General features: G+C 74.9%; 13 protein-coding genes. 5 read left to right on the top strand and 8 right to left on the bottom strand.

Annotation, left to right across the window (positions count from 1 at the left end):
* Positions 1–34: 34 nt before the first annotated feature.
* The 6 genes from BJY16_RS23265 to BJY16_RS23290 are packed head-to-tail and all read right to left on the bottom strand — an operon-like array spanning position 35 to position 5,048.
* Complete coding sequence (locus BJY16_RS23265) at positions 35–700, bottom strand: hypothetical protein (protein WP_185041698.1); 666 nt, start codon at positions 698–700, stop codon at positions 35–37.
* Positions 697–1,485 (bottom strand): ABC transporter permease, encoded by a 789-nt coding sequence (locus BJY16_RS23270; protein ID WP_185041699.1) that lies wholly within the window; start codon positions 1,483–1,485, stop codon positions 697–699. The genes BJY16_RS23265 and BJY16_RS23270 overlap by 4 nt, the downstream gene beginning before the upstream one ends.
* Positions 1,482–2,165, bottom strand: a complete 684-nt coding sequence (locus BJY16_RS48525; protein ID WP_185041700.1) for an ABC transporter ATP-binding protein — start codon at positions 2,163–2,165, stop codon at positions 1,482–1,484. Before BJY16_RS48525 ends, BJY16_RS23270 begins: the two co-directional genes overlap by 4 nt.
* A 52-nt stretch (positions 2,166–2,217) precedes the next feature.
* Positions 2,218–2,868 (bottom strand): response regulator, encoded by a 651-nt coding sequence (locus BJY16_RS23280; protein ID WP_185041701.1) that lies wholly within the window; start codon positions 2,866–2,868, stop codon positions 2,218–2,220.
* Positions 2,865–3,893, bottom strand: coding sequence for a sensor histidine kinase (locus BJY16_RS23285; RefSeq protein WP_185041702.1), 1,029 nt, complete (start codon positions 3,891–3,893; stop codon positions 2,865–2,867). The genes BJY16_RS23280 and BJY16_RS23285 overlap by 4 nt, the downstream gene beginning before the upstream one ends.
* Positions 3,894–3,908: 15 nt before the next feature.
* Positions 3,909–5,048, bottom strand: coding sequence for an oxygenase MpaB family protein (locus tag BJY16_RS23290; RefSeq protein WP_185041703.1), 1,140 nt, complete (start codon positions 5,046–5,048; stop codon positions 3,909–3,911).
* 63 nt (positions 5,049–5,111) lie between these two features.
* On the opposite strand from BJY16_RS23290, the gene BJY16_RS23295 reads away from it, so the two are divergent.
* Positions 5,112–5,468 (top strand): hypothetical protein, encoded by a 357-nt coding sequence (locus BJY16_RS23295; protein WP_185041704.1) that lies wholly within the window; start codon positions 5,112–5,114, stop codon positions 5,466–5,468.
* A gap of 108 nt (positions 5,469–5,576) precedes the next feature.
* Here the strand turns inward: BJY16_RS23295 and BJY16_RS23300 are convergent, their stop codons facing one another.
* Positions 5,577–6,347 (bottom strand): (2Fe-2S)-binding protein, encoded by a 771-nt coding sequence (locus BJY16_RS23300; RefSeq protein ID WP_185041705.1) that lies wholly within the window; start codon positions 6,345–6,347, stop codon positions 5,577–5,579.
* 37 nt (positions 6,348–6,384) lie between these two features.
* On the opposite strand from BJY16_RS23300, the gene BJY16_RS23305 reads away from it, so the two are divergent.
* Together BJY16_RS23305 and BJY16_RS23310 are read left to right on the top strand one after the other, a co-directional pair.
* Positions 6,385–6,840 (top strand): hypothetical protein, encoded by a 456-nt coding sequence (locus tag BJY16_RS23305; RefSeq protein WP_239176766.1) that lies wholly within the window; start codon positions 6,385–6,387, stop codon positions 6,838–6,840.
* Between the two features lie 69 nt (positions 6,841–6,909).
* On the top strand, positions 6,910–8,604 hold the full coding sequence (locus BJY16_RS23310) for a methyl-accepting chemotaxis protein (protein ID WP_185041706.1): 1,695 nt from the start codon (positions 6,910–6,912) through the stop codon (positions 8,602–8,604).
* A gap of 50 nt (positions 8,605–8,654) precedes the next feature.
* Here BJY16_RS23310 and BJY16_RS23315 read toward each other — a convergent pair whose 3' ends face one another.
* Positions 8,655–9,194: a type 1 glutamine amidotransferase domain-containing protein gene (locus tag BJY16_RS23315; RefSeq protein ID WP_185041707.1), complete on the bottom strand. Its 540-nt coding sequence runs from the start codon at positions 9,192–9,194 to the stop codon at positions 8,655–8,657.
* Between the two features lie 89 nt (positions 9,195–9,283).
* Between BJY16_RS23315 and BJY16_RS23320 the strand changes: the two genes are divergently transcribed.
* On the top strand, positions 9,284–9,763 hold the full coding sequence (locus BJY16_RS23320; RefSeq protein WP_185041708.1) for a TspO/MBR family protein: 480 nt from the start codon (positions 9,284–9,286) through the stop codon (positions 9,761–9,763).
* A gap of 61 nt (positions 9,764–9,824) precedes the next feature.
* The gene (locus tag BJY16_RS23325; RefSeq protein WP_185041709.1) at positions 9,825–11,231 is read left to right on the top strand and encodes an FAD-dependent oxidoreductase; all 1,407 of its coding nucleotides are present in this window, start codon (positions 9,825–9,827) and stop codon (positions 11,229–11,231) included.
* Positions 11,232–11,378: the final 147 nt, after the last annotated feature.

Below are 11,378 nucleotides of genomic sequence, written 5' to 3' on the forward strand. Positions count from 1 at the left end.
CCGGCCCGATTTCCCGCTGCCCCAAGATCGACGATCAGCTGTCCCGGACGGCCGTGGTCAGCCAGCCCGCACCGACCGCCAGCACGGCCCACCCGGCGGACACGGCCAGACCTGCCGGACCGGTGAGCGCCGCCGGCGCGGCCAGCCCGACCAGGCTCAGCGTGGCCTCGTGCGGCAGCAGCCGGACCACCCCGGGCAGCAGGCCGCGGAGGATCGGGGAGAGGAGCACCGGCAGCGTCACCAGCACGACGAGCGGCGTGACCACCGACCGCGCCGCGGCCGCGAGACCGAACCCGATCAGGCCCAGCAGCAGGTACCCGAGCACCCGGGCCGCCGCCCCGGTCACCGTGCTCGCGGCGCCGTGCTGCAGCACGTACCCGGGAAGCACCACGACGACCGCCGCGACCGCCGAGACGACCGTGACCACCAGCGATTTCGCGCCGAACCAGCGGTGCCGGGACGGCGCCGCGAGCAGGCTGATCCGCAGCTGACCGGCGCGGTGCTCGCTGCCCGCGGCGAGCACCGGCGCGGCCAGGAACAGGTAGGCCGGGGCGAGCATCAGCGTGCCGATCCGGGCCGTCGGCGTGCCCGCGGCGAACCAGCCGAGCAGGGCGTTCGCCAGCAGGGCGGCCAGCACCGCGGCCCCGGCGGCCGGCAGCGTCCGGATCTTGGTGAGCTCGGCCGCGGCGATCCCGGTCATCGGGCGTCCCGCCGGCTCAGCGCCATCCCGGCCGCGGCCAGCGCCAGCACCGCCCAGCCGGTCAGCACGGCGAGGGCCTGCCCCGGCCCGGCGGAGAGTTCGGCCGCGGCCGGATCCAGCAGCAGGTTGCGGCCGGCGCTGAGCGGCAGCAGCGCGTCCAGGGCCGGCGCCGGCCCGGCCAGCACCTGGGTCATGGTCAGCGTGGTCAGCCCGACGGTGCTCAGCACCCCGGGCAGCGTGCCCCGGCCGAGCACCGTGAAGGCCAGGCTGACCAAGCCGGTGAGCACCGCGAACGCCAGGAACTTGGCCTGCCCGCGCCAGGCGTCCGCGCTGATCACCAGGCCCGGGTCCCAGTCGCGCGCGGCGGCGTGCAGGAAGCCGGCGCTGATCGCCGCGACCACCATCGCGACCAGCAGCAGGAACCCGGCGGCCGCGACCGTCTTGGCGAGCATCAGCCGGCCGCGGCGGGGCGCCGCGAGCAGGCTCTGGCCGAGCTGCCGGGCGCGGAACTCCTGCCCGCCGATCATCGCGCCGAGCACCGGCAGGAAGATGCCGATCTGCAACGACGAGGCGACCAGCATCTCCAGCAGCGCCCGCCGGGCCGGCTGCGGATCGCCGAGGAACAGCTCGATGGTGCCCCGCGGGGTGATCGCCGCGACCGCGTCCCGGGTGACCCCCAGGTTGGCCGACTGGACCAGCACGTGCAGGGCCAGGATCAGGCCGGTGGCGAGCCAGGTGGACCGCAGCGTCACGATCTTCGCGACCTCGGCCCGGAGCAGGCTCACCTGCCGGTCAGCGCGAAGAACGCCGCCTCCAGGGACCGGTGTCCCGCGGTCACCTCGGCCAGCGGGCCAGCCGCGACGACCCGGCCGCGGGCGATCACCACCAGGTCGTCCGCGGTCTCCGCGGTCTCGGCCATCAGGTGGCTGGAGACCAGCACCGTCCGGCCCGCCGCCGCGGAGTCCCGCAGCAGCTCCCGCACCCAGCGGATGCCGTCCGGGTCGAGACCGTTGACCGGCTCGTCGAGCACCAGGATCGCCGGGTCGCCGAGCAGCGCGGCGGCGATCCCGAGCCGCTGCCCCATGCCCAGCGAGTACCGCCGCACCCGGGTCCGGGCGACCGCGGTCAGCCCGGCCAGGTCGAGCACCTCGCCGACCCGGCGCCGGGGGATCCGGTTGCTCTGCGCGATCCAGGTCAGGTGGTCGACCGCCCGGCGCTCCGGCACCGGCCCAGCCCCGTCCAGCAGCGCGCCCACCGTCCGCAGCGGATGCCGCAGGTCCCGGTAGCGGCGGCCGTTGAGCAGCGCGGTCCCGCCGGACGGCCGGTCCAGCCCGAGCAGCAGCCGCAGGGTGGTCGACTTGCCGGCGCCGTTCGGCCCGAGGAAACCGGTGACCCGGCCGGGCCGGGCGGTGAAGCCGACCCGGTCGAGCGCGGGTCGTTTGCTGAGGTCGCGGATCTCGATCACCACCGCAGCCTGCCGAGCATCCGGGTTCCGCCGCGTCCCCCGGAAGTGGACATCAGCGCTGCTCGTGCAACAAGCCGGCCTGATGAGCGAGCACGGCCAGCTGGGTCCGGTCGGACACCTCCAGCTTGATGAACATCCGCCGCAGATAGGTCCGCACCGTCTCCAGGCTGAGGAACAGCTCGTCGGCGATCCGCTGGTTCGAGAAGCCGCGCGCCACCAGCCGGATCACCTGCAGCTCCCGGTCGGAGAGCAGCTTCCCGGCGAACGCGTGCGGCCGGGCCGGGCGGCGCGGCGCGAACCGCTCCAGCAGCCGCGCGGTCACCTCCGGCGCCAGCATCGCGTTCCCGGCGTGCACGGTCCGCACCGCGTGCAGCACCTCGGCCGGCGCGGCGTTCTTCAGCAGGAACCCGGCGGCGCCCAGGGTCAGCGCCTCGTGCACGTACTCGTCCAGGTCGAAAGTGGTCAACATGATCACCCGGGGGCCGCCGGCGGCGAGGATCCGGCGGGCCGCCGCCAGGCCGTCGGTGCCCGGCATCTGCACGTCCAGCAGGACGACGTCCGGCCGGCGGCGGGCCACCAGCTCGGCCGCGGCGGCCCCGTCGGCCGCCTCGCCGGCGAACCGGAACCCGTCGCTGCGCTCGAACAGCTTCCGGTAGGCGGCCCGGAACCGGGCGTCGTCGTCGGCCAGGAACACCGAGATCATGCCGGCTCCTCGACCGGCAGCCGGGCGGTCACCGCGAACCCGCCGCCGGGGCGCTCACCCCAGCTGACCGTGCCGCCGGTCGCCGCCACCCGTTCCCGCATCCCGATCAGCCCCAGCCCGCTGCCCGGCGGTCCGGCCGGCCGGACCGCGCCGTCGTCGCGGACCTCGACCAGCACCGAGCCGCCCACCCGCCGCACCGACACCGAGCACGACGACCCGGGCGCGTGCCGCATCACGTTGCTCAGCCCCTCCTGCACCACGCGGTAGGCCACGCCGCTCACCGGCACCTCCTCGTCGGCGTCCAACTCGACCCGCACCCCGGCGGCCCGCGCGCCGGCTGCCAGCGCGGTCAGATCCCACCGCTGCGGCGCGCGCAACGACCGCACCAGCGCCTGCACGTCCACCAGCGCCGTCCGGGCGTGGCCGGCCACGCCGGCCAGCGTCTCGCGCAGCTCCTCGGCCGGCGCGTCGGGCAGGCTCAGCACCACGCCGGCCTCGGCCGCGATCACCCCGAGCGCGTGCCCGACCACGTCGTGCACGTCCCGGGCGAGGGCCAGCTGCACCCGGGCCCGCTCCGCCTCCCGGGCGGCGGCCAGCTGCCGGCCCACGGCGGTCCCGAGCAGCCAGGCGGTGCTGAGCGCGGCGACCGCGACCACGATCCGCACCCCGAGGTCGTGCCCGGTCCCGTCCGGCACGCCGGCGACCAGCGCCAGCGCGGTGACCAGCAGCGCCGTCGCGATCACGAGGCGCCGGGCCCGGGCGGCCCGCTCGATCGCCAGTGGATAGAGGCACCAGGCGGTGGCCAGCATCGGGTCCTGGCAGACGCCCAGCGCGGTGCCGGCCAGGGTGGCCGCGCCGGCGGTCAGCGTGGCGGCGAGCGGCGCCCGCCGGCGCAGCAGCATCGCGGCCGCGACGACCAGCGCCAGCACCACGCCGGTCAGGATCCGCGGCACGCTGTCCGCCCGCGCGGCGGGCAGCACCCAGAACAGCCCGGCCAGCGCCACGGTCACGGCGGCATTCCACACAGGAGAGACGGTACGTCAGCCCCACCGGGCGAACTGGGCCCGCGCCTGCCGTTCGCCCCGGGCCAGCAGCAGCCGCCGGCCGCCGGGGAGCCGGCCGAGACCGTGACTGATCAGCAGGTTCGCGGCGACCCGGGCCAGGCCGTACCACGGCGGGCGCCAGGGCAGCCGCAGATCCCGCATGGCGCCCCGGCCGAGCAGCCAGGTGCTCACCGAGAGGGCGCGTTCGCGTTCGTAGATCCGCCGCCAGCCGCGCGCGAACTCGTCGCTCATCGCGATCAGGGCGCGGGCCAGCGCGACGCTGTTCCGGTCCGGCGGCGGGTCGTAGGACAGGAAGTGGTAGAGCTGCCGGCGCCCGATCCGCTCGGTGAACGGCAGCCACTGCTCGTCCACCCCGAGCAGCCAGCCGACGTAGCACCAGAGATGCATCACCGCCCGTGCGTCCGCCCGGGAGACGCGCACCCCGAGCAGCCGCAGGTGCAGCAGGAAGCTGGTGGAGAAGACGCCCAGGGTGCTGGCCTGGTCGTACTGGTTGATCGGCAGCCCGCGGAACTCGTGGTCCCAGGTCGGGTCGGCCTCCAGTTGGGCGTTGACCAGGGCGTGCATCACCCGGACGTGCAGGGTGGCGCGGAACCCGGCGCCGTCCGGGGCCAGGCCGCCCGGCGCGGTCACCGCGCGCCACCAGTGCGAGGTCTCCCGGATCCGGCGCAGGGTCTCGCCGCCGGTCAGCCGGCCGGTGCGGACCAGCGGCTCCAGCGCCGCACCGGTCCGGTAGCCGCCGAGCAGCGACCCGTAGGCGAGCACCAGCCCGGCGTCCATGCCGAAGGCCCGGCAGGCCTGCGCTCCGCGGGCCAGCAGATCGTCGTCCAGCCAGGCGGGCCGGTCACTGACCGCGGCGAAGAAGGTCCGGACGGCTTCCGGTACGTCCTCCGCCGGCCCCGCGGCGACCAGCCGGTGCAGGTCCCGGATCGTCAGCCCGGGCGCGTCCCGCACCGCCCGGACCAGCGCGGCCGCCACCTCGTCCCGCCGGTTCAGACCGCTGCGCAGGGCGGCGATCTCCGGTCCGGTCGGCCGCGCGCCGCCACCGGCCAGCAGCCGCAGCGGCCGCGCCGCCCGCTCGCCCCACGCCCGATCCGCCCCGAACCGCCCCGGCACCATGCTCCGACGATAGGAACCGCCGCCCGCCGGCGGAAGCGCCCGGCCCCCGTAAAGTGATCAACTGTGCGGGACGACGAGGCGGACGGGTGCACGGTCACGGTGTGCCGGGACTGCTGCTGCGGCAGCCTGAGCAAGCACCCGGCGGTCGACCACGACCGGCAGATCGAGCGGCTGCGTGCCGCGCTGGCCCCGGCGCACCGGGTCCGGACCAGCCTCTGCCTGGACGCCTGCTCCCAGTCGAACGTGCTGGTCGTGCAGCCCGCTCCGGACGCGCGGCGGGCGGGCGCCCGGCCGGTGTGGTTCGGCCTGGTCCTGGACGACCCGGTCCTGGACGACATCGCCGGCTGGGTGGCGGCCGGCGGCCCGGGCCGCGCCGAGCTGTCCGCCGTCCTGGAGCTGTCCCGGATCGACCCGCCCTGAGCCGCACGCGGAACGGCGGCTGAGGATCGCCGCCGTGGCGGCGCAGGGGAAATCGGGGTCAGCGGTTGAGGATCGCCTGCCGGTGGCGGTGACGCCCGGCGTCCGGGGTCAGCGGTTGAGGACCGCCTGCCAGTGGCGGCGCCGCTCGGCGTCCGGGGTCAGCACGCAGTCCCCGCACGTCCCGCCGCCCGGGATCCGGTAGTAGAGGCAGCAGTTGCGCCGCACCAGGAACCACCGGTCCCGCCCGGGATCCGGCCGGACCAGCTCCGCCGACGCCCGCAACGGGGCCAGCCGCAGCGCCGCCTCGACGATCGCCGCGCCGCGCGCCGCGCTCTCCGGCCGCCCGTCCGCGATCATCCCGGCCGCCCCGCCGAGCGCCGACGCCACGTTGCCCCAGAGCACCCGCGGCGACAGCGCGAACCGCTCCCGGAACACCGTCAGCAGCGGCTCGACCAGGTCGATCAGACCGGCCTCGGCGATCCGGTCCGGCGCCCAGCCGGCGCACGGCGCGGCCGTCAGGTCCCGGAAGGCGAACGGCAGCGGCCCGCCCGGCGCCGCCCGCCACCACAGCCGCTCCGGGTCCGGCCGGACCGCCGCCCCGCCCACCGCCGCGGCCGCGAGCAGCGGCGAGAGCAGCCGGGACGCCAGCCCGAGGAAGGTGATCGAGGCCACCTCCCGCTCGCCGATCGCCGCCGGTTCCCGCCCGGACATCCGCACCAGCGTGTCCCGCCCGAGCGCGACCCGCTCCGCCACCACCCGCTCGTCCAGCAGCTCGCCGAACGGCCGCCACCCGGCCGACCCGTCCCACGGCTCCCAGGCGAAGTAGGCCCCGAGCTCCGCGGCGGCAGCCAGCGCGGTCGACGCGTCCCGAAGTGTCATAGGTGTCCACTATCGTCGCCGCAGACCACGAGGGGGGATGACGATGGGTGTGTTGTACGACTACTTCCGGGCGCCCGGCCCGGCCGAGGTCCGCCGGCACCTGGACGAGAACGAGGGATCGTCCCCGGCGGAGGTGTTCGAGAGCGTCGACCTGAAGATGATCGACCCGGGCGTCGCCCTGTCCCAGGTCCTGGAGTTCGCGACCGGGCGGAAGGCGCCTGGTCGGGAACGACTGATCTGGCCGGTCGGCGTCGCGGACGATCCGGACTACCTGGGGCCGTGGGTGACCGTGCTCGCCGACGAGGCGCGCGACATCCTCGCCGCCATCCCGGCCGGCCGGGTGTCCGAGCTGGCCGAGCGCTGGACCGGCATCGAGGAGTTCAGCGGTTTCCTGGACGCCGAGTTCCTGAGCGGGGTGCTCACCGACCTCACCGCGCTGGCCATCCGCGCCCGCGAGCAGGGCGAGTCGCTCTACTGCTGGTGCTGCCTCTGATCCCTGAAACGTTTCCTACGCCACATCGGGATCGCTCAGACGTTTCCGGTGGCGGCCGATGGAAGCGTCATGAGAGTGGATGTGCGACGGCTGTGGCCGATCCTCGGCGCGCTGACCGCGTGCGTCCTCGGGTTCCTGCTGCTGCGTCAGGTGGCCACCGGCGCGTTCGGTGACCTCGAGGCCCGGCAGGTGGGCCAGGACGCCGACCGGATCCGGATCGGGCTGGACGGGCAGGCCCGGCTGCTGACCGCGTTCGGGGTCACCAACAGCATCTGGGACAACGCCTACCAGGACATCGCGCGGGCCGACCAGGACGCCTTCGCCGAGGACTTCCCGCCGGACACCCAGCACGACGCCAACGACCTGGACGGCGTGCTCGGCATCGGTCCGGACGGCCGGCTCCGGGTCGGTGGCCTGACCACGGCCGCTCCCGGGTTCGGCGCGCTGCCCGCCGCGCTGGCCGACCCGGCGCTGCTCAAGACGCTCTACGACCCGGACGCCGAGGCCGGCGCCGCGCGCTGCGGCATCGTCGACGCCGGCGACGCGTACCTGTACTGCGGGCTGGGCGCCTTCCCGAGCTCCGGCGAGGGCCGGTCGTCCGGCGGGTTCATCCTGCTCAAGCAGCTGTCGCCGGAGCGCCTCGGCGCGCTCGGCAAGGACATCGGGCTGACCATCGCCACGGTGGGCGCGGCCCGCCCGGGCGCGGTGACGCAGCCGTCGCTGGCCAGCATGGTCGGCACGATCGACGTGCACACCGCGGTGCTCGGCGACGACCGGATGGCCCTGGACGCCACCATGCCGACCGTCGGCGGCGGCACGCTCACCCTGGAGGCGGTCCAGCCACGGCCGATCTACCAGGCCGCGAGCAGCACCGCGAAGCGGCTGTTCGGCCTGATGGCGGTGGCCACCGTGCTGTTGGTCCTGCTGCTGCGCTGGTCCACCCGGCGGGCGCTGCGCAACCGGGTCCGGCCGCTGCGCGAGACCACCGAGAAGATCATCGCGTCCGGCGACCACCAGCTGCGGATCGACGCGCGGGGCACCGACGACATCGCGGCGCTCGGCCGGGCGATCGACGGGATGCTGGACACGATCAGCGCCACCGACGAGCAGATCCGCACCGAGCAGGAGCAGCGCCAGCGTGAGCTGGAGCGGGCGCACGAGGAGCAGACCGCCGCCCAGCGGCAGGCTCAGCAGGCCGCCCAGGAACTGGTGACGAACACGTCGTCGGTGGTCAGCGGCCAGCTGGCCGACGTCTCCGAGCGGGCCGGCACGGTCAGCGCCGCGGCGTCCCGGATCGAGGGGCAGGTTGCCGACGTCCGGACCGCCGCCGGCCGCCTGTTGACCAGCAACGGCTCGGCCACCGCCGCGGTCGGGATCCTGCACGACAGCCTGCGCCGGGTGGACGAGGTGGCCCGGTTCATCGGTGGCATCGCCAAGCAGACCAACCTGCTGGCCCTGAACGCGACCATCGAGGCGGCCCGGGCCGGCGAGGCGGGTACCGGGTTCGCCGTGGTCGCCAACGAGGTCAAGACGCTGGCCTCGACCACGGCCGAGTCCACCGAGACGATCACCGCGACCCTGGACGAGCTGAACGAGCACGTCGGTGCGGTCGTCGAGATCATGGCGGCGATGAGCGAGGCGATCGGCGACATCGACGTCACCACCGCCCGCGCTCAGGAGATGACCGTCGAGCAGGCCACCACGCTCGTCGCCCTGTCCGAGCAGGTGGCGGCCGCCATGCGCCGCCTGGAGCAGCTGACCTGAGAAGCCCCGGGCCGGCCGGCTTGCTGAGCCGGCCGGCCCGGGGCGGCGGATCAGGCGGCGACCTGTGCCAGCAGCTGGTCGCAGAAGGCCGGCAGGTCGTCCGGCTTGCGGCTGGTGACCAGCGAGCCGTCCACGTGCACCTGCTCGTCGACCCAGGTCGCGCCGGCGTTGGTGACGTCGGTGCGTAGGCTCGGCCAGCTGGTCAGCGTGCGGCCGTCGACCACGCCCGCCTCGACCAGGGTCCACGGGCCGTGGCAGATAGCGGCGACCGGCTTGCCGGTGGCCACGAAGTCGCCGACGAACCGGACCGCGGCCGGGTCGGCGCGCAGGAAGTCCGGGTTGGCGACGCCGCCCGGCAGGACCAGGGCGTCGTAGTCGGCCACGTGGGCGTCCTTGACCAGCCGGTCCACCGGGTACGTCCCGGCCTTGTCCAGGTGGTTGACGGCCTGGATCGCGCCGTCCTTGATCGAGATCAGCTCGGCGGTGCCGCCGGCGTTCTCCACCGCCTTGCGCGGCTCGGTGTACTCCACTTCCTCCACGCCGTCGGTGGCGAGGAACGCGACCCGCTTACCGGTGATGGACGTAGGCATGCTGCCTCCCTTGTCGGCGTTGTCGGATGGTGAATCGGTGCCCGGCACTCGCCCGGGTAAACCCGGCCGCCGCGGGTAAGGCATCGGGCATGACCATTCCCACCTGGGTGACGACCACGGCCGCGGTGGTCGCGGCGGCCGGCGCCGGCTCGCTCGCCACCGACCCGAAGTCGGCCTGGTACCGCACGCTGCGCAAGCCGTCCTGGCAGCCGCCACCGGCCGCGTTCCCGGCGGTGTGGACGCCGCTCTACGGGCTGATCGCGGTGGCCGGCGCCCGGGCGCTGGACCGCAGCCCGGACCCGGCGAGCCGGCGCGCGTTCGGCCGGGTGTTCGCCACCGATCTGGGCTTGAACGCGGCCTGGACGCTGCTCTTCTTCGGAGCCAAGCGGCCCAAGGTGGCTCTGGCCGAGATCCTCGCGCTGAACGTGGCCAACGTGCTGCTCTGGCGGCGGGCGGCGAACACCGATCGGCTGGCCGGCGCGGCGCTCGCCCCCTATGTCGCCTGGTGCCTGTTCGCGACCGCGCTGAACAGCGAAATCGTCCGCCTGAACCGCCGGGTATCGGGGTAGCTAGATTTTTCGATCACTGCCGTTATTGTGAGGCGTCCTTACTGCCACGGGGGAGTCTCACATGTCTGCCGCCAGCCGTTTCGCCGCGATCACCACGTCCGAGCCACCCGCCGGGACCCGGGTGCTGTTCCGCACCGCTGTCGTGCTCGGCGGCAGCGTCGCCGGGCTGATGGCCGCCCGGGTGCTCAGCGACCACGCCGACCACGTGCTGATTGTCGAGCGCGACGACCTGGCCGCGCTCGACGTCTCCGACGAGCAGCTGGCCGCCGACCCGGTCGGCGCGACCGGTCCGCGGCCCGGGGTGCCGCAGGGCAGCCAGGTGCACGCCCTGCTGCCGTCCGGGCAGCGGCAGCTGGAGCGGTTCTTCCCCGGCTTCGGGCAGCAGGCGCTGGACGCCGGCGCGGTCGACCCGCCGCCCGGCACCAACCGGTTCTACATGGACGGTGAGCTGCGCGACGACCCGCCGACCGGCCCGGCCGCCCAGGCGCTGATCTCCAGCCGGCCGTTCCTCGAGGCGCTGATCCGCAACCGAGTCCTGGCCCTGCCGAACGTCCGGGCCGTGCACGGCCGGGCCGAGGGCCTGCGGATCGAGAACGGCGCGGTGACCGGCGTCCGGGTCGACGGCGCCGAGCAGGACGCCGACTTCGTGGTCGACGCGACCGGCCGGTCCAGCCGGCTCAGCGACTGGCTGGAGGCGGACGGCTTCCCGCGCCCGCCGATGCAGCGGATGGGCATCAAGCTCAACTACGCCACCCAGCTCTTCCAGCGTCCGGCCGACGCCCCGGTCTGGACCTGCATCTCGATCGCCAACCCGGGCCCGGGCAAGGTGGCCCGGATCGGCGGCTTCACCCCGATCGAGGGGGACCGGTGGACGATGCTGGTCTCCGGTTACGCCGACGACAAGCCGGGCCGCGACGCCGACGAGTACCGGGAGCGCTGCGTCCGGGACTTCCCGGCGGAGTTCGGCCGGGTGGCGACCGGGTCGGCGGCGGCCGGCGAGGTGGTCACCTACCACCAGGCGGACAGCCGGCGCCGCGACTTCCACGTGCTGCGCCGCTTCCCGGCCCGGCTGGTCGCCGCCGGCGACGCGGTGGCCTCGTTCAACCCGGTCTACGGCCAGGGGATGACCTCGGCCATGCTGCACGCCTCCTGCCTGTCCGAGTACCTCCGCGGCGCTCCGGCGCTCGACCGGCCGGCGCTCTCCTACTTCGCCGACGTCAAGGTGGTGGTCGACGCCGCCTGGCAGGTGTCCACCATGGCCGACCTGGCGCTGCCGCACGTCGACGGCCCCTACCCGCGCGGCTACAAGATGATCCAGCGGATCAGCGGGCTGATCTTCAAGGCGTCGATGCGGGACCGCCGGATCAACCTGCGGCTCGGCGAGGTGACCACGATGCTCGCCCACCCCAGCGCGCTGACCAGCCCCGGCTTCCTGCTGCGCGCGGTGGCGATCGGCGCCCGGGCCTGACCGTTCCCGGTCCGCGGGCACGCGCCGGGTCCGCCGCGGCTCCGGACCGCCGCTTTCCGGTACGGCGGAAGCTCCCGCCGTACCGGAAAGCAGTCGAAGCGAACCGTGACCTCAAGCGGCCATCTCGACATGCCAGAGCATGACCGT

The sequence above is a fragment of the Actinoplanes octamycinicus genome (assembly GCF_014205225.1).
In the GTDB taxonomy this organism is placed as follows: Bacteria; Actinomycetota; Actinomycetes; order Mycobacteriales; family Micromonosporaceae; genus Actinoplanes; species Actinoplanes octamycinicus.

Excerpts from the sequence above, each read along its gene's own strand:
- BJY16_RS23265 (WP_185041698.1), bottom strand. The coding sequence starts at position 700 with ATGACCGGGATCGCCGCGGCCGAGCTCACCAAGATCCGGACGCTGCCG.
- BJY16_RS23280 (WP_185041701.1), bottom strand. The coding sequence starts at position 2,868 with ATGATCTCGGTGTTCCTGGCCGACGACGACGCCCGGTTCCGGGCCGCC.
- BJY16_RS23290 (WP_185041703.1), bottom strand. The coding sequence starts at position 5,048 with ATGGTGCCGGGGCGGTTCGGGGCGGATCGGGCGTGGGGCGAGCGGGCG.
- BJY16_RS23300 (WP_185041705.1), bottom strand. The coding sequence starts at position 6,347 with ATGACACTTCGGGACGCGTCGACCGCGCTGGCTGCCGCCGCGGAGCTC.
- BJY16_RS23305 (WP_239176766.1), top strand. The coding sequence starts at position 6,385 with ATGACGATGGGTGTGTTGTACGACTACTTCCGGGCGCCCGGCCCGGCC.
- BJY16_RS23310 (WP_185041706.1), top strand. The coding sequence starts at position 6,910 with ATGAGAGTGGATGTGCGACGGCTGTGGCCGATCCTCGGCGCGCTGACC.
- BJY16_RS23315 (WP_185041707.1), bottom strand. The coding sequence starts at position 9,194 with ATGCCTACGTCCATCACCGGTAAGCGGGTCGCGTTCCTCGCCACCGAC.
- BJY16_RS23320 (WP_185041708.1), top strand. The coding sequence starts at position 9,284 with ATGACCATTCCCACCTGGGTGACGACCACGGCCGCGGTGGTCGCGGCG.
- BJY16_RS23325 (WP_185041709.1), top strand. The coding sequence starts at position 9,825 with ATGTCTGCCGCCAGCCGTTTCGCCGCGATCACCACGTCCGAGCCACCC.